Source organism: Pseudoalteromonas sp. Angola-30 (assembly GCF_028599215.1).
Lineage (GTDB): Bacteria > Pseudomonadota > Gammaproteobacteria > Enterobacterales > Alteromonadaceae > Pseudoalteromonas > Pseudoalteromonas atlantica.
The window spans coordinates 12701-35301 of the sequence record NZ_JAQREI010000008.1 but is presented as its reverse complement, the minus strand read 5'-3'; the positions used below and the strand labels follow the sequence as shown (position 1 = coordinate 35301).

Genomic DNA, 22601 nt, shown 5'->3' with positions numbered 1-22601 from the left:
CCATCCTCAAAATAGATCACTTAATTAAGCGGATTGGTATTAAACGCACTTAACTAAATTTAACAAAACAAAAAGTACTGAGGCTTATGGATTATTTAGCAGTAAAACACTCACACATGGCAATTGCTATGCTAAGCGTTATCTTATTTTACATCCGCTCTTTTTCGCGTATGGGCAGTGGCAAGCTTGCCAAAAATAAACTGGTTTTTATTGGCAGTCACAGCATTGACACTTTATTACTTATTTCTGCAATAACATTGGTGTTCATGGCAAAAATAAACCCCTTTGAGCAACTATGGTTATTAGAAAAAATAGTGCTTGTAGTGATTTATATTGCGATAGGTATTATTAGTGCTAAACAAACTAATACGCTGCCAAAAATTATGTATGTGGTAGTAAACACGGTTGTGATTTTAGCAATAGGGTATTTGGCAACGGCAAAATCGCCGCTACTTTTATAATACCTACTCTGTTGCAAGTTAAGTGTCGGTGCGTGTATATACTTTTTAAACACGCACGATACTTAAAGGAAAAGGACTTATACGTAAGGGGCTTAAACCCCTAAGGAAATCACGTAACAGTTAACACAGTTAATACACCTCTGCACGTCTCATAGCCTTCACCATTTTTCAGCCATGCTGGCTACTCCTTTTACTATAAAGCACACCTCTGGGGTATAATTGCGGGTGGGAGCTTCGCTGTATTGGTAACTATCCGTAAAATTAGGTAAACTACGCCTTCGTTTTTTAATAAATGTTGTAGTATTGATGACCACCCTCGGGTATGACGAACACGACGAATCTTATTTAGATGATGCATATGATGAATTTACTCCACCGCCACTTTATCGGTGTATTAATGCAGAGTCGAAATGGGACCCTCAAATAGATTTAGCGCCAACTTTTTCTGTATTAACTGACTTTGAGCAGCAGATCACTGCTATGTGCGCAAAGCAAAAAGACCCACACGATAGATTAGAAGCCCTTCTTGATATTTTTTATAGCAAATGGCTATTTAGCGCCTCTGGGCTAAAGGTGCCAGAGCATAAAATAAATAGCTTAAGCTATACACTCACTATGCGCAGCGGCTCTATAACCACATTAGGTATTTTATTAAGCCATTTGCTTGAGCAAGCGCAATTAGATGCAAGTGTGTGTATTAACCAGGGCGATATTAGCGTGCATGTCGCAATAAGTGATGAAGAAGGCTACATTATTGAGCCTAGCAGTGGGCAACAAAGCTGGTACATCATTCCTGAAAATGCGGATGAAGAAAATGGCCAAGAGCAAGAGCCACTTGAACTTATTTATAACGATGAAGTTTATAAATTGTTTTTAGCGCAGCAAAAATGGTCGTTTATTAGCGAAAATAAATTTGGCCACGCGCTGGTATGTGTTGAGTTGCTAATGGAGCTATTAGGCGATGACCCGTACGAGAGACGCGACAGAGGTTACTTACTCAATCAGTTAGATTGTCCTAAAATGGCACGCGATGATTTACAGTTTTTTATTGATGAGTGCCCGGACGATCCGGCAATTGAAATTATTCAGCATCAACTAGAAGAACTTGAAGATAATAATAAAACACACCATTAAGAATAGGAACAAATATGGCTGATACTCACACTGCATTAATTACCAATGATGCTGTTGTACTGGGTTTGCTTGCTGTAATTTTAGGGTTCATTTTTAAAACCTCTAGCAGCGAAAACCCCAAACTAAAAGCATTTTATAAATATGTACCAGCATTATTGCTGTGTTACTTTTTACCTTCTTTACTCAATACGTTTGGCATTGTAGATGGACATAGTTCAAATGTTTACTATGTTGCTTCGCGCTATTTGCTACCAGCATGTTTAATCTTACTTACTATTAGTATTGATTTAAAAGCGATTATTAATTTAGGCCCCAAAGCGCTAATTATGTTTTTAGTGGGTACGTTGGGCATTGTGATTGGTGGGCCTTTATCTATTTTAGTGGTTAGTGTATTTAGCCCTGATTTAGTAGGCGGCCACGGCCCAGATGCTGTTTGGCGTGGTATGACAACGGTTGCCGGCAGCTGGATTGGCGGCGGCGCTAACCAAGCTTCAATGAAAGAAATGTTTGAAGTGGGCGGCGATATATTCTCGGTTATGGTGACCGTTGATGTGATTGTGGCGAATATTTGGATGGCTGTTTTATTACTAATGGCTGCAAACCATAAAAAAATTGATGCCGCAACAGGGGCTGATACAACCGCCATAGAAGATTTAAAAAGCCGTGTTGAGCAATACCATGCAGAGCATGCCCGCATGCCGACACTCAATGACTACATGACCATTATTGCCATAGCATTTGGTATAACTGGGCTAGCTCATTTTTGTGCCGACTTTTTAGGGCCGTTTTTTGCAAACAATTATGCGTGGGCTAAAGAGTACAGCTTAAACAGTAAATTCTTTTGGCTAATTGTTATTTCAACCACGATTGGTATTAGTTTATCATTTACTAAAGTAAGGCAAATAGAAGCGTTTGGCGCATCAAAAGTGGCTTCAAGCTTTTTATATATTTTAGTGGCATCAATTGGCTTACATATGAACGTAACCGCTATATTTAGTAACCCTGGGTTATTTTTAATTGGGGCTATTTGGATGCTAACACACGCAAGTTTAATGCTGATTGTAGCCAAAGTAATAAAAGCCCCGTTATTTTATATGGCGGTGGGCTCGCAAGCTAACGTTGGCGGCGCTGCGTCGGCGCCTGTGGTGGCTTCTGCGTTTCACCCTTCGCTTGCGCCAGTGGGCGTTTTATTAGCTGTACTAGGGTATGGTGTAGGTACATATATGGCCTACATTTGTGGATTAATGATGCAAGCAGTTGCACCTTAAGGAATTTAAATGAACAACCAAGTAATTGATATTAATAATATTGAGCTGGCAAACGACAAACCATTTGTATTATTTGGTGGTATGAATGTTTTAGAGTCGCGCGATTTAGCAATGCGCATTGCAGAGCACTATGTAGAAGTAACGTCTAAATTAAATATTCCTTATGTATTTAAAGCCTCGTTTGATAAAGCGAATCGCTCATCAATAAATTCTTACCGCGGGCCTGGTATGGAAGAAGGCTTAAAAATATTTGAAGAGATTAAAAATACCTTTAATATCCCGCTTATAACCGACGTGCACGAACCACACCAAGCAGCGCCTGTTGCTGAAGTGGTTGATGTAATTCAGTTACCTGCATTTTTAGCACGCCAAACAGATTTAGTGGTAGCTATGGCTAAAACGGGTGCCATTATTAATGTGAAAAAACCACAGTTTTTAGCCCCACACGAAATGCGTCATATCATTACTAAATTTAATGAAGCAGGTAATGATAATGTTGCACTGTGTGAGCGCGGCTCAAGCTTTGGCTACAACAACTTAGTTGTTGATATGCTAGGTATGGATGACATGAAAGCCATGGCACCGGTTATTTTTGATGCCACCCATGCACTACAGCGCCCAGGCGGGCGAGCTGACTCTGCTGATGGACGCCGTGCACAAGCTGCCGAGCTTGCTCGCAGCGGCATGGCACTGGGCATTGCGGGCTTATTTATTGAAGCGCACCCTAACCCTAATGAAGCAAAGTGTGATGGTCCATGTGCATTGGCACTTAGCAAGCTTGAAGGGTACTTATCGCAAATGAAAGCGGTAGATGATTTAATTAAAAGCTTTGCACCACTAGATACAAGCGCAAGCGATTTATAATTTAACACCTATTTAGGTAATAGTTAAAAAGCGACTTAGGTCGCTTTTTTTATTCCATTAATATACACACACAACGATGCTGTATATAATCTTACGCATAAGAAAAACTAATTCTAAGCTTGGTTACTATGTCAAGACGAGTCCCCCCATTAAACGCACTTAAAGCTTTTGAAGCCGCGGCACGCCATTTAAGCTTTACTAAAGCAGCGGAAGAGCTGTATGTAACGCAAGCGGCAGTGAGCCATCAAATTAAAACCCTTGAAGAGCATTTAGGCTTAAAATTGTTTTTACGTAAAAATCGCTCGTTATTATTAACCGAAGAAGGCCAAGGCTACTTTTTAGATATTAAAGAGATTTTTACCCAGCTGATAGATGCCACCGAAAAGCTACTTGCTCGCGGTGCAAAAGGCTCGCTTACCGTAAGTTTAACCCCGAGTTTTGCAATTCAGTGGTTGGTACCTCGATTAAGTTTATTTAACGAACTCCACCCCGAAATAGATGTGCGTATAAAAGCGCAAGACCAAGACGAAAACTCGTTAACCGATGATGTAGATATTGCTATTTACTACGGCCGAGGCCACTGGAGTGGAGTTCAAACTTACAAATTGCACACCGAGTATTTAGTGCCTTTATGTAGCCCACTGTTATTAAGCGGGCATAAACCGCTTAATCAACCGAGTGACTTAGCCCAGCACACTTTGCTGCACGATACCACGCGCCGTAACTGGAAAACCTGGATGAAAACGGCGGGTGTACGTAATGTACAAGTGAATCAAGGTCCTATATTTAGCCACTCATCAATGGTGCTCCAAGCCGCGGTGCACGGTCAAGGTGTAGCAATAGGCAATAGTGTGCTTGCCAAACCCGATATTGACGCGGGCCGTTTAGTGATCCCATTTAGCCACAGCTTAGAGAGTAAAAACGCGTATTACTTAGTGATTAGAGAATCGCAAACAGAGCTGGGTAAAATAGTCTCGTTTAAAGATTGGATGCTGAGCTTAGTTGAACAAGAACAAGAGTATTAATAATGATTGAATGGTTTAAAAGCGCAACGCAGCCTGCTATTGCACAGTTTATATTTGCGCATGGTGCCGGAGCTGGATCAGATTCTGATTTTATGCAGCATATGGCTAAACTCATCAGTGCGCAGGGTATTGATGTAGGTTTATTTGATTTTGAATACATGCAAATTGCTAAACAAACACAAAAACGTAGACCCCCAGAGCGAGCCCCTAAACTGTTAGCTTATTACGAGCAAGTACTAACAAATGCGCAGCCTAATTTACCGTTATTTATTGGCGGCAAGTCGATGGGCGGGCGTATGGCGTCTATGCTTGCCTGTAGCTCTACACAACCGATTGTAGGTGTATTAGCGTTTGGCTATCCGTTTCATCCGCCCGGTAAGCTAGATAAGCTACGCACCGATCATTTTGCAGACATACCTTGCCCGTTTTTAGTCTTACAAGGCGAGCGAGATACCTTTGGCACCCGTGAAGAGCTTAAAACGCTTTCTATGCCAAAACAGCCAAGCTATGTGTGGCTTAGCGATGGCGACCATTCACTCAAACCACGCAAAAAAAGTGGTGTGAGCGAGCTGCAAAACCGTGAAACTGCAGCGCTTGAAGCAAGTAAATTTATAGCCAATAGAGTGGAGCAATTATGATTAAATTATTTTTACTCACGGGCAGCTTTTTTTGCATGCTGTCGGTTATGTTAGGGGCATTTGCCGCACATGGCTTAAAAAGCCGTTTAACTGAGTATTCACTCGGGGTATTTAAAACCGCAGCTGAGTATCAAATGGTGCATGGTTTAGCGCTTATAGCCGTGGCGATTCTTATTAAGTGGGGTATTAATTTAACCGTGGCGGGAGGTTTTTTTATTGCCGGTACACTGCTTTTTAGTGGCAGTTTATATTTACTAGCCCTAAGCGGCATGAAGTGGTTAGGCCCAATAACCCCATTAGGTGGGTTATGTTTTATAATTGGTTGGGCTGTTATTTTAGTGCAAGTTGCACGATTTAAGTTTTAAAGAGTTTAAGGGTTAATATGTCTAGTGTTGTGATTTATTGTCGTAGTGGTTTTGAAAACGATGCGGCTGCTGAAATAACGTTTCATGCTGCCGAGCAAGGTTTTGCCGGCTATGTAAAAGCCAAACCAAATACCGGCTACGTGATTTATGAATGTTTTGAAGCGCAACACAGCGACGAAATAATCAAAAAGGTCGACTTTAAAAATATGGTATTTGCGCGCCAGTGGTTTGCTGGCACGTTAATCGAAAATATGCCAGTAGAAGATAGGGTCACTGCATTAAAAGAAGCCGCAAAGGATTTTCCTTTGTGTAGTGAGTTGCGCGTAGAAACCCCCGATACTAACGAAGGCAAAGAGCTGCTTACCTTTTGTAAAAAAATATCAACGCCGTTAAAAAAAGCACTCGAAAAACAAAACACGGTATTACGTGAGCCAAAGGCAAACCGCCCGATAATGCATGTACTATTTTTAGCAAACAATGCCGCATATGTAGGGTATTCGTATAGTTATAATAATTCGCCGTTTTTTATGGGTATTTTACGTTTACGTATGCCAAGTGACGGACCGAGCCGCTCAACGTTAAAACTTGACGAAGCCTTTAATGTTTTTATTCCTGAAAAAGAGCGAGAAGCGCGAGTACAACCAGGCATGCGAGGGGTTGATTTAGGCGCTTGCCCAGGCGGTTGGACCTATCAATTAGTACGCAGAGGCATGTTTGTTAGCGCAATAGATAATGGCCCAATGAACGATAGTTTGATGGAAACAGGCCAAGTTAAACACTTTAGAGCCGATGGTTTTAAATATCGCCCAGAAAAAAGAAATATTAACTGGTTAGTGTGCGATATGGTGGAAAAACCAGCCAAAGTGACTAATCTAATGATTGACTGGGCAGTAAACGCATACGCCAAAGAGCTGATATTTAATTTAAAGCTGCCTATGAAAAAACGCTTTGATAGTGTTTATGAATGCCTAACGATGATCAAAGAAGAGCTTACTAAGTACGGTATAACCTATGAGTTGCAAGCTAAGCATTTGTATCATGATCGTGAGGAAATTACCGTTCATTTAAACGTTGTTAAGGTGCCCCAAAATTTGTATAGCTAAATCATAGAGGCATAAAAGTGGTATTAAATAATGTTTATAAATGGCTAGGATTACTTTTTTTATCACTTTTAATAGCCGGTTGCGGCGGTGGCAGCGATAGTGACGCCACCGATAGTGGCTCAACTGGCAATACCGCCCCTACTGTGAGTGTTGATGTAAGCAGCAGCGTTATTATTGCTAACCAAACCTTTACTATTACGGCTCAGGCAAGCGATAGTGACGGGCAGGTGTCTAGTTATCAATGGCAGCAGCTGTCGGGGCCTGAATTTACCTTTACTGCCAATGGCAACATACTCACAGCAACGGCCCCCAGTGTACAGAGCGACACTGATTTTAGCTTTTCGGTGCTAGTAACCGATAATGACGGCGCCACTACAGAGCAAGTGTTTTCTGGGACTATCACGGTTCAAAACACCCCTCCCACAGTTAATATTACAGGCCCAAGTAGTGCACTGGCTAATACCCAAGTTAGTTTAATTGCTAATGCACAAGACATAGATGGCACAATTAGCGCCATAGTGTGGGTACAATCTGCTGGCTCCTCCATCGAATTTAGCCAAACTGAAGGTGAATTAAGCTTTACCGCCCCAAATGTAAGTGAAAATGAAACGCTTGGTTTTAGTGTTACTGTAACCGACAATGCCGGGGGCACTGTACAAAGCAGTGCCACGGTACTTATTACGCAATTAAATAGCGCACCTAGTGTTACCTTAGCTGGGCCTGACGAGGCAATGCAAAATGAGTCAGTGACAATAACAGCTACAGCGCAGGACAGCGATGGCACCATTAGCGAGCTAAGCTGGCAGCAAACAAACGGCCCCGTGGTCGAATTTACGCAAACCGACTCCAGCATTACGTTTAATGCTCCAACGGTTGCTCAAAATACCAATATTACCTTTTTAGCCACCGTTAGAGATAACGACGATGCAACTAATAGTGCCCAAAAAACGGTGATTGTGGTGCCGCCTAACAATCCGCCTGTGGCAGACGATGTAACCGTTGAGGTGCAATATAACTTAAGTGCTGAATTTAATTTGACGGTAAATGATGCCGATGGCGATACGGTACAAATTACTTTTCCAGATGACTTAGAAGGGGCGCAGGTGAGCGTTATTGATGCCCAAGCGCTGCGCTTTAGCTACACACCGCCTGTAAATAGTATTTCTGCAAAAAGCTATACACTGACCGCCAGTGATGGTGAAGACAGCACCAACTTTTTACTTAATACGACAATTATTGATACCAGCGCTGCAACGGTGACAGAAATAACGCCTAATGGAGCAGATGAACCGGTATTGGTTGACACCCCCATTAGTATTACGTTTTCAGATGTGATGCTGAGCAGTTCGTTAACCGTAAATAGTAGCGCGGGGAGCTGTGAAGGCAGTGTTCAGGTATCAAGTGATGATTTTTCAAGCTGTGTTGCACTTAATGTAGAGAGCGTATCTGGTGCGCCTGATGAGACGAGTGACTATTTTAAAAACGTTAACTTAAGCGCTGATTTTTCAGAAAACACGCTTTACAAAGTGCGTGTAAATGACCAATTAGTTAATTTTTCTGGTACTGCTGCGACAGCAGGCCAAGTGAGTGAATTTACCACCTCAACCCAAGATTTAAAAATAACCGAACTCATATCGGTGCAATTTACTAATGATACGCCCTGGGTAGAGATTTATAACGGCACAGGAGAGGCTGTTAATTTGCAAAACTATTCATTAAAAACGCGCGCAATTAATATGCTTGATAGCTCAGTGAGTGCAGAGCAAGTATTTACATTACCCAACAAAGTATTAGAAAACGGCAGTTATATTTTACTGCAAAGTCGTTTTGGTGATGAGTTTTTAGCAAGTGCGGCACTTAATAACCCTAAAATTGTGCTGGTGGGTAACCAAAGCGATGCGCTACGCCCATACTGGTATATAAATGGCTTTGCAGAGTTATTAAATAGCGCCGCCACACAAACAATCGACTTTGTTAAATTTGGTAATTCTACCCAGCAACCGGTTAGTGCCACGCAATGGCAAGGCGATAACGCACCACAAATGCAGGCCGAGCAAGGCTCAAGCTTAAAACGTGCGCTTAATGCAACAGATACTAATCAAGCAAGTGATTGGGTTTACTCAGTGTTTAATACGCCGGCAGGTCAAAATGATATTAGCTGTGATACCGATACAGATTTAGATGGGATCCCTGATTGCAGTGAGCAAGAAGGCGCCACGTTTGGCGGGCTGCCTTTATACGAATGGGGCGCACGGGAAAATCAAAAAGATATATTTATAGAAATTGATTATATGGACAGTACCGATATAGGTATTACGCCACAGCGTACAGCATTAGAAAAAGTAGTAAGCGTATTTGCAAGTAACGGTTACACAGTGCATTTTGATGTAGGCGATTTGTTTGACCAAAGCACAGGTATTTCCACCGCTAACTTTGATTTAGGAGGCGGTACAACCGTACCGTTTAACAGTTACACGCCCTTTGAATATGACCAAGGTACCGCTAATTTATTTGCCTATAAAATGGAATATGCCGATACAACGCGCCGCCCAATTTTTCATTATTTATTAATGGCAAACAGTGGTAACGAAGATGGCAGCATTAGTGGCTCGGGTATTGCCGAAATAAATGGTAATGACCTAATGCTGACTATGGGCGGATGGGGGTTATCGGTTGATGATCAAACATCACAAAATGTGACGAATAATTACCAAGCGTCTACTATTTTTCATGAGTTGGGGCATAATTTAGGGCTTTATCATGGCGGCGACGAAGAAGTGAACTTTAAGCCAAATCATTTAAGCTCAATGAATTACCTATATCAATTAACGGGGCTTGCAAGCATAGGTAATAACGAAGGTGATCGTTATTACGACCGGTTTTATACCAACAACATTAACTGCGACCTTGTGCCAAATACCAACAATCAAACAGGATCAACGGAGGATTTTATCATTGATTATTCAAACGGCAGCGCTGCAAATATAAATGAAAGTGCTATTGATGAAAGCGCAGGATTAAACAGGCCTGGCTCTGAGGCGGTCGATTATAATTGTAATGCAATTTTTGGCGATACATTAACTAACTTTGATGCAAACCAAGACTCGCAAATTACTGTATTAACGGATACCGATGAGTGGAGCATGATTAACTTACAGTTTTACTCACAAAGTGCAGGTAACCGATTTGGTGTGGCAAATACGATGAGCCATAAGCTGTATCAACAGCAGCGTGTTCAAGCTGTTTCTACTTCATTGCCTAGCTATATAAAAGAAGCAGCGCCAAGCGAGGCTATAATTAACCAAATTAAAGCAATTAAAGAGCGCTAAATGAGCTACCGATTTATAAAAGCTGCACTTTTACAAGGAGCTATTATTTGTTTAGTTGCTGCCTGTAGCCAAGGTGCTATTAATAAAGCCAGTAGTAGCCATAGTAGTGAATGGTTACTAACTGATGCGCTTTATTATAATAACAAGCCAGTAAATTGGCAGCAAAGGCGTGTAAACGGGTGCAGCACGTGTTTAATACAAAACGACTCTGTACTTCAGCCCGAGGGCATAACGCGTTTTAATACGCTTTATAAAGATGGGGAGTGGGTTGCAGTACAGGAGCAAAGCAGTTTAAATGTTATAAGGTTAAAACTGCCTTTGCACACCCCCTATTTGTATGTTGAGCAATTAGGTAACGGTGAACTTAAATTGTTTAATCAGCAACACACTTATAAAACTAAAATAGGCGAAGTCATTAACATTACTTTTAAAAAGCAGTTATTCTCGATAGTGATCACAGCGTTTACTTTACAAGATGAAAAAAATGCAGCACTGCCAAGGCGCGCAAGACTAAATTACACTGCACTTAAGTTGATATAGATAAAATAAAAGCACCAAAAGGTGCTTTTATTATTTGCCATAGTGTTTGTTAGCCCGCTCGGTATTTAGAGCGATAATTATCTACCCACAAACGAGTAGCGCCACACACAGCAACGGGCATAACAATTAGGTTAATAAATGGGATTGCAGTGAGCAGCATAACAGCAAAGCCAAAACCATAAGATAAACCTTGTTTAGACTTTAAATCGTCTTTCATTTGCTTAAAGCCTACTTTATGGTTATCGAAGGCAAAATCTTTGTATTGCACAGCATACATCCAACATGTAAATAAAACCCATAACACTTGTCCAATAACGGGTAAAATCCACAACAAAATAAAAAAGCCAATAGCGCGGGGTAAGTAATAGCAAAGCTTTGTCCACTCTCTGCCTACCATGCGTGGAATGTCTTTTACTAAATCAGCAAAACCGTCGTCATTTATTTTTTGACCCGTTAAATAAAGCTCTACTTTTTCGCTGAGTAGTCCGTTAAAAGGGGCCGCAATAAAGTTGGTTATTACCGTAAATAGCATGCTGTAACTAAATAGCACCACAAGCACGGCAATGGGCCACATTAACCATTCAAGCCAGCTTAGCCACTCAGGTAACATGTTGTTTATATAATTAAAGCTGTCGCTTAACCAACCAAATAAAAAGAATAATGAACTACCAAACAATAAAATATTAAGTAAAAGTGGAATAAGCACAAAGCGCTTAAGGCCTTTTTGGCTAATTAATTTAAAGCCTGAAAAAAAATATTCCATACCTTGTATGATCTGCACAGTAACCTCAAGAAAGACTCATATCTGCATGCAGTATAATTAGACTGATAATTTTGAACAGCCTTTTTAAGTAACAAAGTGTTAAACCTGCAAAATTTTTAAAAAGTTTTAGAGTGTGTTGGCTGGATTGTTTTTGTTATGGATGTTTATTTTTTGTTGCAAAATAATGTAGGCTTAACGCATACTAAAGTTGTTTTTTAGCTATTTTATTAAAAAACAATTTCCATAATCGTAATAATAAAACTCGCGCTGTAAGTTTATTAACTATACTCATTTTAAATATATGAACTAAGAGCAGGAATTTGTTGATGCACTGCACTTTTTTAAAGTGCGTAGCAACATAAAAGTACCTAGATGCATGGTGAAGTATGAATACTGCAAAACTAAAACAATTGTTATCTCACCAGCAGGATATATTATCTAAAATCGCGTTAGGCATTGCCTTAGACGATGTTTTACAAGATATTTGTTTAGCTATAGAGCAAGTTATTGAAGACAGCTCTGCAAGATGCTCAATACTGTCTTTAACAGGTAATCAGTTATTTCATCGTGCTGCCCCAAATATTGACGATGAATATTTAAAGGCCATTAATGGTGTGTTTATAGGCCCTAATGTAGGGTCTTGTGGCACCGCGGCTTATAAAAATGAGCAAGTTATTGTGCAAAATATTGACCTTTCGCCCTTGTGGGAAGGTTACAAAGATTTAGCGCACAGCTACGGTTTATATTCTTGTTGGTCAACCCCGATTATTTCAACCACCAGTGAAATATTAGGCACTTTTGCTATTTACCACGGCGCCCCTAAAGCGCCTACACAGCAAGATTTAGAACTCATTGACTATTTTGTACACTTTTCTAGCATAGCACTTGAAAAAAGCGCAGAGTCGCTCAAAGCTAGGCAGCTAGTGGCAGACCTGCAAAAAAGTATTGAAAAATTTAAAGCATTTACGCAAGTGATGCCCGATCTTATTTTGATTTTGAACGAAGAGGGCGTCTATACCGATATTTACGGTACCTCGAGTGACTTATTACTTGAATCGCCCACCGATTTAATTGGTCAAAATGTGCAAGACTTGTTCCCAGTTAAAGATGCCGACATGATCATGGGGATTATAAAAAAAACCATTCGCACCAATGAAATGCAAATATTTGAGTACGATTTAGCCGTGCCCAAAGGCCACATAACCTTTGAAGGAAGAGCGGCTGCACTTACTAACTACCAGCCAGAAAAACCAGAACTTAAGCACGTAGTGTGGATGGCAAGAGATGTAACCCTTCGCAAAAAAGCCGAGCAAGAAGTTCAACGGCTTGCGTTTTTTGATCCACTAACAGGGCTTCCCAACAGACGAATGCTCAGCGACAGCCTAGCAAAGTGTGTAGAGCGTATTAAACGCACCAAAAAAACGGGCGCATTGCTGTTTTTAGATGTTGATAACTTTAAAAGAATAAATGATTCATTAGGCCACGGCGCCGGAGATCAAGTATTAATAGAATTAGCAAAACGCTTAGGTGGCGTAATACGATCATCTGATACTTTAGCTAGAGTGGGCGGTGATGAATTTATTATTTTACTCGAATACATTGGCGAGCATAATCACCAAGCCTGTATTGAATCCGAAATAGTCGCTAAAAAAGTACAAGGCGTGTTTAATGATAAGTTTGCAATAGGGGAGCTGGCATTTCAAGTTAGTTGCAGTATAGGTATTTGCTTAATTAACGAAGAGCACACAGCCACCGATAACATATTAAAATTTGCAGATACTGCTATGTACCGCTCTAAGGCAAAAGGCGGCAATAGCTGCAGCTTTTATGACCCTAAACTGCAAACTTTACTCGAAAACCAAGCCGAATTAGAAACGGATATTGTAAGAGCAATCGCAAATAACGAATTTTGTGCGTATTTTCAGCCGCAAATTAGTATGCAAGGAAAGATAGTAGGTGCAGAAGCCCTGATAAGGTGGATGCACCCTAATAAAGGGGTTATTGCGCCTAATCAGTTTATTCCTATTGCAGAGCAATATGGCCTGATTCAAAAACTGCAAAACATAGTGCTTCGCAATATATGCCGCCTTATTAATCAACTTAATGAAAAAAACATGATAGATGAGCACTTTAGCGTATCTATAAATATTAGTCATATACAGTTTAATTCTGCACAGCTTACCCGTGAGCTCTGCTCTACAATTAAAGAGTTCAACATAAAACCGCAGCATATTAAACTTGAGATCACCGAAACCATGCTATCGGGCGATATTGACAGCACAATAAAGCAAATGACGGAGCTACAAGAACAAGGTTTTGTGTTTTCTATAGACGACTTTGGTACAGGGTATTCCTGTTTAGCCCATTTAAATGCGTTCCCCGTGCAGGAAATAAAAATTGATAAAAGCTTTATCGATAAGATTTTAGATAAAGGCAAAGGCTTTAATATTGTTAATACGATTATAAGCCTAGGCAAAAGTTTAGACATTACCGTTGTTGCTGAAGGTGTAGAGCAAGAGGCGCAATTTGAGTTACTAAACTTGCTCAATGCAGATTGCATACAAGGCTATTTAGTCGCAAAACCTATGAATGCCAGTAATTATATTAAGTGGCATGCCCATCAATTAAAAAAGCAAAGCCTAAGTGCTTAGCAGGCTGTGCGTCGTTTTTGTAAATTAAGCTAACGTTTTAATAAAGCCATTTTTACCTTATTAAAACATTTTGTTTAAACAACACTAGGAACACGCGTATTAAGTATATATTATGAAGTCACTATAACGATTCAAAATAATAAAATGGACGACAAGAGATGCAGTTAGTCGAATTAACCCCTAAGGATCCTGATGTAGTTAATGTGTTTGCAGATATAGATAGACTGATAAACTCCTTATACCCCGTGGCTACAGCCCAATCTCTCAAATTAGAAGAATTAAGCAAAGACAACGTTTATGCAATTGGTTTAAAAAACGAAGATGGCATTATTGCCTGTGGCGCTATTGTTAAGCAAAATGACGGCGCGCTATATGGCGAAATAAGGCGTTTATACGTAAAACCAAGTTACCGTGGTAGAGGTTTTTCAAGACGCATAATGCAAAACCTACTGCATTACGCCGGCGAAACAAAAATTCCACTTATCCGATTAGAAACAGGCCCAAAGCAAACCGAATCAATTAGTTTATATGAAGATTTAGGTTTTGCGCGCTGTGCAAGCTTTGGCTCGTATCAAGATAACCCGCAAAGTGTATTTATGGAGCTTGCCCTGAGCCCTGAGCCAGAATAAATAAGCTATTTACTACTGTGTGCCTATAGCTGACTCTGTAGGCGCAAAAAATACTTCACTGTTTTTCACTGCTATCTTCGTATAAAATTCGCCACGTATATTTAATACCTGTGCACAGTAATACTTAATGATTTTAAGAGGCAAAACCTGGCTATAAACAAGCTTTTTTGCTTCAAAATAAATTACTTGATTAAGCAAACGGGTATAAACCTTTATTTAGCACTTCATAAGTGAGAATTTTATCTTTTTTAAAAGTAGCCCAAAACCAATGAGCGATTTAACAGTAGTAACCCACAGTGGTAATTTCCATGCCGATGACGTGTTTAGTATTGCGGTACTTAAGCATGTATTGCCTGCCTTTAACTTGGTACGAACCCGCGATAAAGCAGTAATAGAAAGTGCCGATATTGTTGTTGATGTAGGTGGTGAATACAACCCTGACACAGGACGCTTTGATCACCACCAACGCGGCGGCGCAGGCGAGCGCGAAAATGGCACGCCATACTCGTCATTTGGCTTAATTTGGAAAAAGTATGGTTTAGCGCTGTGTGATAATAACCAAGCGGTGGCTGATAGAGTTGACGCTGGTTTAGTCTCTACAATTGATGCCATAGATTGTGGCTACGTTAAAGGTGTGGTTGAGGGCATAACGCTTAGCCAAACGCTTTCTATGTTTAATCCAACATGGGAAGAGGAAGGCAACTTTGATGAATGCTTTGATGAAGCCGTTGAGTTTGCAGCGCGTTTATTAACCCGTTTTATTGCCTCAGCAAAAGGAAGCATTAACGCCAAAGATATTGTTGCAAAAGCAATAAAAGAGGCAAAAGATCCCCGCGTGATTATTTTAGAAAAATACACACCATGGAAAAAAACAGTACACCATTTATCAAGCGACGCTTTATTTATGGTTTACCCTTCGCAAAACGGCCAATGGATTATTCAAACTGTACCAGTAGAGCCCGGCTCGTTTGAAGACAGAAAGTCACTGCCTAAAGCGTGGGCTGGTTTATCTGATGAAGAGTTCCAAGCTGAAACAGGCTTAGACGACGCTGTATTTTGCCACAATGGTTTATTTATAGCCGGTACTAAATCGTTCGAAAGTACAATGAAGCTGGCCGACGTGGCCCTAGCTGAGTAACCTGTTTTACTTAAATATGGGTAAAATTTTTTTACCCAAATTAGTACTATTTAGCTAAGTAACTAGTATGCAGTTACTTAGCTTCATTATGCTCTCGTTATTTAAATCACGTGAGGCTTTATGTTTGAAGTAAAAACTATCGCGCTATTTATTATTACCGCACTGGCAGAAATTATTGGCTGTTACTTACCTTATCTTTGGCTTAAAGAAGATAAATCCATATTCCTTTTAATACCTGCAGCATTCAGTTTAGCGCTATTCGCATGGTTGCTAACGTTACACCCCGCAGCCGCTGGACGGGTGTATGCCGCGTATGGCGGTGTGTACATATGCGTGGCTTTACTGTGGTTATGGGCAGTTGATGGCGTAAAGCTTACAATGTGGGATGTAGTGGGCGGGGCGGTTGCCTTACTGGGCATGGCTATTATTATTTTTGCACCTAAAAGCGCTTAAAAAGTACGCCATATTAAAGGTAAAAAACGCCTTACAGGCCACTGTTAACGCATATATCGCGCAATTAAATTGCCAACTACTTTTTTATAAGTAAGCGTTAAAGCTGGATTATCTATTAAGCTTGTTTGTACAACATGCCCGGTATATAAGCCATAAAATTCATACGCAAAAATGCTCGGCTCTTTGTCTTGGCTAAAGTAGCCTTGTGCTTGGCAGTTAACTGCAAGTTTAGTGAGGTAGTTAATCATTTTTAAGTGTTGGTCTTGCATAAACTGCCTTACCAAACAGTCGGGGCTTGCTTTAAACTCTACCGACGCTTTAATGAGCGGGCAACTTGCCTGCTTACCAGGCGATACCGTATCTAAAAAATTGAGCCACTCAAGCCAGCGTTGCTGAAAATTATTTAAATGAATTAACGCATCTTCATCAGCAGATATATCAACAACCTGTTTTCTAAACTCTTCTTCGGTGTAGGCCAAAATAGCCACTTGCATATCTTCTTTATTGCCAAAGTGTGAGATCACCCCAGTACGCGACATGTTAGTCATTGCCGCTATTTTTCCTATCGACAAGCTATATAAACCATGTGCAGCCGCATAGGCCATTCCTTTGTGCAAAATATTGCGTTTTGTGCTCTCACTTTTTTTCATCGTTAATCCATAAAGCGTGTTATTTGGTCGTACACGTATTGGCTTTTTAAAATGCGCACGTGTCCCAGCTCCTGTGTGGCCACAAGTGTTGCGGGTGTGTTCTCAGTTAATAATTTTATTGCCTCAAAGCTTGCCACTGAGTCATTTTTATCATGAATAAACAACATGTTTTCGTTAATTTTATTTTTAGAATGATCAGGGTGAAGGTTTTGCCAGTTAATACCATATTTGTCCGACACTTTATTAAGCATATTTTCTAGCATGAGCTCAGAAATACCCACTTGCCTGACCTTAGCAAACATGGCTTCAAATATTTGTGCAGGGGCAGAGATCATCACAATTTTTTTATTCTCTAAATAATGAGGCGCTAAGTTTAACAAAGCAACACCGCCCATAGAGTGTGTAACGACTCTATTAATTGTAATATTTTGCCCATTAAAGTACTCAAAAGCCGCTGTTAGGCCCTGCATATACCCGTATAAGTGCGAGGTATTGCCGTGCGAATAGCCATGGCCTATGTGATCAATTGAGTAAACATTAAAGCCTTTTTCAAGTAGTTCATCTATTAAAGCAGTAAACCGATTAGTGCTATCGGCCCAGCCATGAGATAAAAATACCGTTTTAGTGTTTTCGGCTTGGCTAAAATAGTACAGGTTTACAGCGCCAAGCTCGGTAGTAAGTTTAATATTAATTGGCTGTATACATGTTCTAAATTCGTATTGGCGTCGGCTATGCGGATTACAAAATACCTTCATGGCAAGGCGGGCACTGAGTTTAGGAAATGTTTTGGTCAAACCAAAAGTGGCAGCCTTTGTTATTTTAGAAAATTTAGGTGGCTTGTTTTGATTAAAATAAATTTGTTTCATGTTTATACCAAATAAGTACAGTTGTTCTATTTTATCTTAAAAAAGTACAGCTGTACTTATTTTTTTAGCCGCATAACCAGCTTGCTTTACTAAAGGCGGTTAGCTGTAAAAGCTAAGGTGTAGGTGTTTTTTCTCTCAACACTAAAAATCACTCGTTACGAGTAAAAATACTTGTTGGACTTAAAAGTCTATTTTTCTTTTAATGCGCGAAACTAGCCGAACCGGCATTCATTAAATACAAGAGAAAGATAAATGAAAGAGACAATATCACTAGAACAAGCTCGCACGAGTTACAATGTTCGTCATTGGAGCCAAGGTTTTTTTGGTATTAATGATCAAGGTGATGTGTATGTTGCGCCAAAGGCTCACGCCCCAGAGCAAACTATTGCACTTACAGATATTGCAAAGCAGCTAGAAGAAAAAGGCTTAAGCTTGCCGGCTTTAGTGCGCTTTCCACAAATTTTACATCATCGTGTGCACAGTTTATGTGACGCGTTTAATACCGCGATTGAAAACTATGGTTACCCAAAAGATTACTTATTAGTTTACCCAATTAAAGTAAACCAACAACGCGAAGTGGTTGAAGAAATAGTAGCAAGCCAAGCCGAATTAGAAAAAAAACAATTAGGCCTTGAGGCGGGCAGCAAACCAGAGCTATTAACTGTTTTGGCAATGGCAGAAAAAACCAGTGCAGTGATTGTATGTAATGGCTACAAAGACAAAGAATATGTGCGCTTAGCACTGATTGGCGAAAAGCTAGGCCACAAAGTATACATAGTGCTTGAAAAACTCTCTGAGCTCGACATGGTACTTAGCCAAGCAAAAGCGCTAAATGTTAAACCACGTATTGGTATTCGCGTTCGTTTAGCATCGCAAGGCAAAGGTAAGTGGCAAGCAAGTGGCGGCGAAAAATCTAAATTTGGTTTATCAGCGTCGCAAGTTTTGCATGTAGTGAATCGTTTAAAAGAGGCAGGCCAGCTTGATTTAATGCAACTTGTGCATTTTCACTTAGGCTCGCAAATGGCAAACATTCGTGATGTGCGTTTAGGTGTAAGTGAGGCCGCGCGTTTTTACTGTGAGCTACGCAAATTAGGTGCAAACATTGAGTGCTTAGATGTAGGGGGCGGTTTAGCTATTGATTACGATGGTACCCGCAGCCAATCACATAATTCAATGAACTACAGTTTAGCTGAGTATGCAAATAATATTGTGTACACCATAGGTGATACATGTAAGCAATACGCGCAGCCCATGCCGACGATTATTTCTGAGTCGGGGCGTGCACTAACGGCGCACCATGCCGTGCTTATTTCTAATGTTATTGGTACTGAAAGTTACACGCCAGAAGAGTTAGTAGCGCCAGCAGCAGATGCACCGCTTTTATTAAATAATATGTGGGCATCGTTTGTGCAGTTAACCGATTTAACGGATGACCGCGCACTGATTGAAATTTACCACGACAGCCAAGGGGATTTAGCGGAAGCGCATAACCAGTTTGCACTTGGGCTTTTAGATTTAACGCAGCGTGCGTGGGCAGAGCAAGTTAACTTACGTATTTGTTATGAGCTTAACAAACACATGGATAACAAAAACCGTTTTCATCGCCCGATTATTGACGAGTTGAACGCGCGTTTAGCCGATAAGTTTTTTGTAAACTTTTCGCTTTTTCAATCGCTTCCTGATGCATGGGGGATTGATCAAGTGTTTCCGGTATTGCCATTAAGTGGCTTAACCGAAGCACCAAAAAAACGCGCTGTATTACTTGATATTACCTGTGATTCAGACGGCGCACTTGAGCACTATGTTGATGGCCAAGGCATTGAAAGCACATTACCCGTACCTGAGTACAGTGCTGATAAACCTTACTTAATGGGCTTTTTCTTAGTGGGTGCGTACCAAGAAATTTTAGGTGATATGCACAATTTATTTGGCGATACGCACAGCGCCATTATCAATATGGATGAGCAAGGCGTTGCCAGTATTAGTGAAATAAACCAAGGTGATACCGTAGCCGATATGATGCGCTATGTACATTTAGATGTTGAGAGCTTTCAACACTCGTACGCGCAGTTAGTGTCTGCAAAAATAGATAAAAATGAACAGCAAAGCGTTTTAGACGAGTTGCAAAGCGGCCTTAATGGCTACACTTATTTAGAAGAGTTATAAGCAATGTCTAGCTTGTTTGGTCATGTTGACCACTCACTGTATTCAAACGGGATGACGTTTTTACGTCGTCCTATGGTGCAAAACATTAATGCCATTGATGCAGATGTCGTTGTACTAGGCTTACCCTTTGACTTAGCAACATCGGGCCGCCCCGGTGCACGCTTAGGGCCCGATGCCATTCGCCGTGCGTCGGTACATTTAGCCTGGGAAGACACTAAATACCCGTGGACATTTCCTTTGTTTGAGCGTTTAACGGTTGCTGATGCGGGGGACTTTACTTATCCGGTAGGCGATCCTGAGTATTTTACGGCACAGCTAGAAATGGCTGCAGAGCAAATACTTCGCCAAGGGGCAACGCTGTTAGGCCTTGGTGGCGATCACTTTGTAACGCTTCCGCTATTGCGCGCGCATGCAAAGATACATGGCAAAATGGCACTGGTTCATTTTGATGCGCACACTGATACATACAGCAATGGCTCGCGTTTTGATCACGGCACTATGTTTTATCATGCTCCCATGGAAGGGCTGATTGATGTAGAGCACAGTATCCAAATTGGTATTCGTACCGACTTTGATCAAAGCAAACATGAGTTTGCAGTGATTGATGCAATGCAAGCTAACGATTTGCACGCCAATGAAATAGCAGCGCAAATACGTGAGCGAGTAGGCGACTTACCCGTTTACTTAACGTTTGATATAGATTGTTTAGACCCAGCATTTGCACCAGGTACAGGCACACCTGTATGCGGTGGTTTAACATCAGATAAAGTGCTTAAAATACTGCGCGCACTAAAAGGCATAAATATGGTGGGTATGGATGTGGTAGAGGTTTCACCGTCGTACGACCAAAGTGAGCTTACCGCTATTGCCGCAGCAACAATTGCCAGTGAATTATTGCACCTGTGGACACATAAAAATAAGTATTAACGCTATAAGTTAAGCACTACAAAAAGGTATGCACTGGCAAACCTTTTTTATTTTAGAGGTGTCGATTATTTTGCAGCTTAATTTCTTTTAACCAAATAAAACTTAACCCAATAAGCGGCAGGTTAGTTGTTACTGGATTAAATGCTTCAATGAGTAATTGTGGCTGCATTACTACAACCGCTAACAAAAGCCCTAAAAGCGCTAAAATATTTAAAATAACGATGTGCTTATTTTTATAAAACACTAATAAGCATAATCCAAATATAATTTCGCCAATACCCGCAGAACGTGTAATTAAGTCAGACACTTCTGCTGAAAAACCCGCACTACCAGTCATTAGTTTTTCAAGCGGGGCAATATGATAAAGCTTTGGAAAAAAGCCGTGAATGATACTAACCCAAATAACTATTTGAACAATTTAACGTACTAAATCAATTACTAACGTCGTTAAAAAATCTCTATTTAGAACCACTAAACAAAAAATTTTTTGCCTAGTTAATAAATGATTTATTTATCGTTAAAATAGCTCCTATAGTTAATCGAATTAGTATACCCAACTTAGACTCTCTATGTAGCGAGCAATTTGTATATAACCGGGGTTATTTCCTCGCATTGTCTATTCGCTCTTGTGCGCTTGGGTGGCTAGATAAATATTCGAGCAAATTATTTACCTTTTCAAGGTGTTCGTTTTCGCTGGTGTGCGCACCTTGTAATGCTTCAATGGCATCGGCAAAGTCGTTGCTTGAATACCCTAAATGCTCAAGTTGAATGAGTGCATAGCTATCTGCCTCGCGCTCCATATCACGAGAAAACCCTTGCTGTGCAAAAGATGCCCCCGTACCAAGTACCACTTCTGCTATGCCTTCTAAATCGCCAAATATAACTGCAAGTACAATGGTACTGGCTGCCGATTGAGCAGTCATGCGTACGCTATGCTGGTGGACTACGTGGCCAATTTCGTGAAGTAATACGGCTTTTAGTGCGTTGGGTTTATCGGCTAATAAATTTGCTAACTCATCGGTTACGACAATACGCCCGTGGGGCATTGCAAACGCATTCGCTCCAAAGGCCTCTGATTTATAAAACGATAACCTATAAACCGATGGCTCAAGCGAGAGCGCATTAAGCATGGTATTAAAGTGTTGTTGTACTTTAGTTTGTTGCTCATTAGGCAGCTCACTGTCATCAAGCGCGAGCTTTTCAATTAGGGTAAAGCTTTGTTCACCCATTTGCTCTACTACACTGCGCGGCAGGGTATCAACACTGTAAACAGCAATAGCGGGCACAACTTTATAAAGCATTAACCACATAAAAAGCGGTGTAAAAATAACGGCCGCGATAATAGCCCATTTACTTTTTTCAAGGCGCTCTAGTAGGTCATGCTTATTTGTTTTAAAAGGCCAGCGATAATTTACATCAGTAGGGATAAAGCGGCTGCCATCATTAAAATTTAGTTCATCAGCAAGCCCAGCTAGGCCAGAAGTGAGTGTTATATCGCTTATTGCATGGCTTGAAATAAGCTGGTCATCGTAGCTAATCTCAACACAGGTGTCGCTAATGTTAGCGACACCTTGCTGGTAATTGCTTGATGCCTTGGGGAAGTAATGTCCCTGTACGTGCATAATAAGCTC

General features: G+C 40.7%; 21 protein-coding genes. 16 read left to right on the top strand and 5 right to left on the bottom strand.

What is annotated here, in order from left to right:
• The first annotated feature begins 86 nt into the window (after positions 1–86).
• The 10 genes from PSH54_RS11725 to PSH54_RS11680 all read left to right on the top strand — a co-directional run bounded on the left by PSH54_RS11725 (position 87) and on the right by PSH54_RS11680 (position 10727).
• Positions 87–461, top strand: coding sequence for a SirB2 family protein (locus tag PSH54_RS11725; RefSeq protein WP_064384853.1), 375 nt, complete (start codon positions 87–89; stop codon positions 459–461).
• A gap of 306 nt (positions 462–767) precedes the next feature.
• Entirely contained in the window at positions 768–1595 is an 828-nt protein-coding gene (locus PSH54_RS11720) for a tetratricopeptide repeat protein (protein WP_004588840.1), read from the top strand.
• 14 nt (positions 1596–1609) lie between these two features.
• Complete coding sequence (locus tag PSH54_RS11715; RefSeq protein WP_273606210.1) at positions 1610–2863, top strand: DUF819 family protein; 1254 nt, start codon at positions 1610–1612, stop codon at positions 2861–2863.
• A gap of 9 nt (positions 2864–2872) precedes the next feature.
• On the top strand, positions 2873–3727 hold the full coding sequence (kdsA, locus tag PSH54_RS11710; protein ID WP_024034184.1) for a 3-deoxy-8-phosphooctulonate synthase: 855 nt from the start codon (positions 2873–2875) through the stop codon (positions 3725–3727).
• 128 nt (positions 3728–3855) lie between these two features.
• Entirely contained in the window at positions 3856–4752 is an 897-nt protein-coding gene (locus PSH54_RS11705; protein WP_004588843.1) for a transcriptional regulator GcvA, read from the top strand.
• A 2-nt stretch (positions 4753–4754) separates the two neighbouring features.
• Positions 4755–5390 carry an alpha/beta family hydrolase gene (locus PSH54_RS11700; RefSeq protein ID WP_024034183.1) on the top strand — a complete coding sequence of 212 codons (636 nt, stop codon included), beginning with the start codon at positions 4755–4757 and terminating at the stop codon, positions 5388–5390.
• Positions 5387–5755, top strand: coding sequence for a DUF423 domain-containing protein (locus PSH54_RS11695; protein WP_273606209.1), 369 nt, complete (start codon positions 5387–5389; stop codon positions 5753–5755). The genes PSH54_RS11700 and PSH54_RS11695 overlap by 4 nt, the downstream gene beginning before the upstream one ends.
• 17 nt (positions 5756–5772) lie before the next feature.
• Entirely contained in the window at positions 5773–6858 is a 1086-nt protein-coding gene (gene rlmM / locus PSH54_RS11690; protein ID WP_273606208.1) for a 23S rRNA (cytidine(2498)-2'-O)-methyltransferase RlmM, read from the top strand.
• Positions 6859–6875: 17 nt separating this feature from the next.
• Positions 6876–10187 (top strand): PKD domain-containing protein, encoded by a 3312-nt coding sequence (locus PSH54_RS11685; RefSeq protein WP_273606207.1) that lies wholly within the window; start codon positions 6876–6878, stop codon positions 10185–10187.
• Complete coding sequence (locus tag PSH54_RS11680; protein ID WP_273606206.1) at positions 10188–10727, top strand: hypothetical protein; 540 nt, start codon at positions 10188–10190, stop codon at positions 10725–10727.
• A 49-nt stretch (positions 10728–10776) separates the two neighbouring features.
• On the opposite strand, the gene cysZ is transcribed toward PSH54_RS11680, so the two are convergent.
• Entirely contained in the window at positions 10777–11490 is a 714-nt protein-coding gene (gene cysZ / locus PSH54_RS11675; protein WP_004588849.1) for a sulfate transporter CysZ, read from the bottom strand.
• Positions 11491–11876: 386 nt separating this feature from the next.
• Between cysZ and PSH54_RS11670 the strand changes: the two genes are divergently transcribed.
• From PSH54_RS11670 to PSH54_RS11655, 4 genes are all read left to right on the top strand, one after another.
• Positions 11877–14141, top strand: a complete 2265-nt coding sequence (locus PSH54_RS11670; RefSeq protein ID WP_273606205.1) for a sensor domain-containing phosphodiesterase — start codon at positions 11877–11879, stop codon at positions 14139–14141.
• A 158-nt stretch (positions 14142–14299) separates the two neighbouring features.
• Positions 14300–14770: a GNAT family N-acetyltransferase gene (locus PSH54_RS11665; RefSeq protein ID WP_004588851.1), complete on the top strand. Its 471-nt coding sequence runs from the start codon at positions 14300–14302 to the stop codon at positions 14768–14770.
• Between the two features lie 268 nt (positions 14771–15038).
• The gene (locus tag PSH54_RS11660) at positions 15039–15908 is read left to right on the top strand and encodes an MYG1 family protein (RefSeq protein ID WP_138579189.1); all 870 of its coding nucleotides are present in this window, start codon (positions 15039–15041) and stop codon (positions 15906–15908) included.
• A gap of 120 nt (positions 15909–16028) precedes the next feature.
• Positions 16029–16361, top strand: a complete 333-nt coding sequence (locus tag PSH54_RS11655) for a YnfA family protein (protein ID WP_055253079.1) — start codon at positions 16029–16031, stop codon at positions 16359–16361.
• Positions 16362–16405: 44 nt separating this feature from the next.
• Here PSH54_RS11655 and PSH54_RS11650 read toward each other — a convergent pair whose 3' ends face one another.
• Both PSH54_RS11650 and PSH54_RS11645 read right to left on the bottom strand, forming a co-directional pair.
• A complete protein-coding gene (locus tag PSH54_RS11650) occupies positions 16406–17011 on the bottom strand; it encodes a TetR/AcrR family transcriptional regulator (RefSeq protein ID WP_273606204.1) in 606 nt (201 codons plus the stop codon).
• Positions 17012–17013: 2 nt separating this feature from the next.
• Positions 17014–17877, bottom strand: a complete 864-nt coding sequence (locus PSH54_RS11645; RefSeq protein WP_273606203.1) for an alpha/beta hydrolase — start codon at positions 17875–17877, stop codon at positions 17014–17016.
• 252 nt (positions 17878–18129) lie between these two features.
• Between PSH54_RS11645 and speA the strand changes: the two genes are divergently transcribed.
• Entirely contained in the window at positions 18130–20043 is a 1914-nt protein-coding gene (gene speA, locus PSH54_RS11640; protein ID WP_273606202.1) for a biosynthetic arginine decarboxylase, read from the top strand.
• 3 nt (positions 20044–20046) lie between these two features.
• Complete coding sequence (gene speB, locus PSH54_RS11635; protein ID WP_029772730.1) at positions 20047–20970, top strand: agmatinase; 924 nt, start codon at positions 20047–20049, stop codon at positions 20968–20970.
• 52 nt (positions 20971–21022) lie between these two features.
• On the opposite strand, the gene PSH54_RS11630 is transcribed toward speB, so the two are convergent.
• The gene (locus tag PSH54_RS11630; protein ID WP_273606246.1) at positions 21023–21388 is read right to left on the bottom strand and encodes a DoxX-like family protein; all 366 of its coding nucleotides are present in this window, start codon (positions 21386–21388) and stop codon (positions 21023–21025) included.
• A 181-nt stretch (positions 21389–21569) separates the two neighbouring features.
• A complete protein-coding gene (locus PSH54_RS11625) occupies positions 21570–22592 on the bottom strand; it encodes a M48 family metallopeptidase (protein WP_273606201.1) in 1023 nt (340 codons plus the stop codon).
• Positions 22593–22601: the final 9 nt, after the last annotated feature.

What these genes read in the sequence shown, in the direction of transcription:
- PSH54_RS11725 (WP_064384853.1), top strand. Translation starts at nt 87, where the DNA reads ATGGATTATTTAGCAGTAAAACACTCACACATGGCAATTGCTATGCTA.
- PSH54_RS11720 (WP_004588840.1), top strand. Translation starts at nt 768, where the DNA reads ATGACCACCCTCGGGTATGACGAACACGACGAATCTTATTTAGATGAT.
- PSH54_RS11715 (WP_273606210.1), top strand. Translation starts at nt 1,610, where the DNA reads ATGGCTGATACTCACACTGCATTAATTACCAATGATGCTGTTGTACTG.
- kdsA (WP_024034184.1), top strand. Translation starts at nt 2,873, where the DNA reads ATGAACAACCAAGTAATTGATATTAATAATATTGAGCTGGCAAACGAC.
- PSH54_RS11705 (WP_004588843.1), top strand. Translation starts at nt 3,856, where the DNA reads ATGTCAAGACGAGTCCCCCCATTAAACGCACTTAAAGCTTTTGAAGCC.
- PSH54_RS11700 (WP_024034183.1), top strand. Translation starts at nt 4,755, where the DNA reads ATGATTGAATGGTTTAAAAGCGCAACGCAGCCTGCTATTGCACAGTTT.
- PSH54_RS11695 (WP_273606209.1), top strand. Translation starts at nt 5,387, where the DNA reads ATGATTAAATTATTTTTACTCACGGGCAGCTTTTTTTGCATGCTGTCG.
- rlmM (WP_273606208.1), top strand. Translation starts at nt 5,773, where the DNA reads ATGTCTAGTGTTGTGATTTATTGTCGTAGTGGTTTTGAAAACGATGCG.
- PSH54_RS11680 (WP_273606206.1), top strand. Translation starts at nt 10,188, where the DNA reads ATGAGCTACCGATTTATAAAAGCTGCACTTTTACAAGGAGCTATTATT.
- cysZ (WP_004588849.1), bottom strand. Translation starts at nt 11,490, where the DNA reads ATGGAATATTTTTTTTCAGGCTTTAAATTAATTAGCCAAAAAGGCCTT.
- PSH54_RS11670 (WP_273606205.1), top strand. Translation starts at nt 11,877, where the DNA reads ATGAATACTGCAAAACTAAAACAATTGTTATCTCACCAGCAGGATATA.
- PSH54_RS11665 (WP_004588851.1), top strand. Translation starts at nt 14,300, where the DNA reads ATGCAGTTAGTCGAATTAACCCCTAAGGATCCTGATGTAGTTAATGTG.
- PSH54_RS11660 (WP_138579189.1), top strand. Translation starts at nt 15,039, where the DNA reads ATGAGCGATTTAACAGTAGTAACCCACAGTGGTAATTTCCATGCCGAT.
- PSH54_RS11655 (WP_055253079.1), top strand. Translation starts at nt 16,029, where the DNA reads ATGTTTGAAGTAAAAACTATCGCGCTATTTATTATTACCGCACTGGCA.
- PSH54_RS11650 (WP_273606204.1), bottom strand. Translation starts at nt 17,011, where the DNA reads ATGAAAAAAAGTGAGAGCACAAAACGCAATATTTTGCACAAAGGAATG.
- PSH54_RS11645 (WP_273606203.1), bottom strand. Translation starts at nt 17,877, where the DNA reads ATGAAACAAATTTATTTTAATCAAAACAAGCCACCTAAATTTTCTAAA.
- speA (WP_273606202.1), top strand. Translation starts at nt 18,130, where the DNA reads ATGAAAGAGACAATATCACTAGAACAAGCTCGCACGAGTTACAATGTT.
- speB (WP_029772730.1), top strand. Translation starts at nt 20,047, where the DNA reads ATGTCTAGCTTGTTTGGTCATGTTGACCACTCACTGTATTCAAACGGG.
- PSH54_RS11625 (WP_273606201.1), bottom strand. Translation starts at nt 22,592, where the DNA reads ATGCACGTACAGGGACATTACTTCCCCAAGGCATCAAGCAATTACCAG.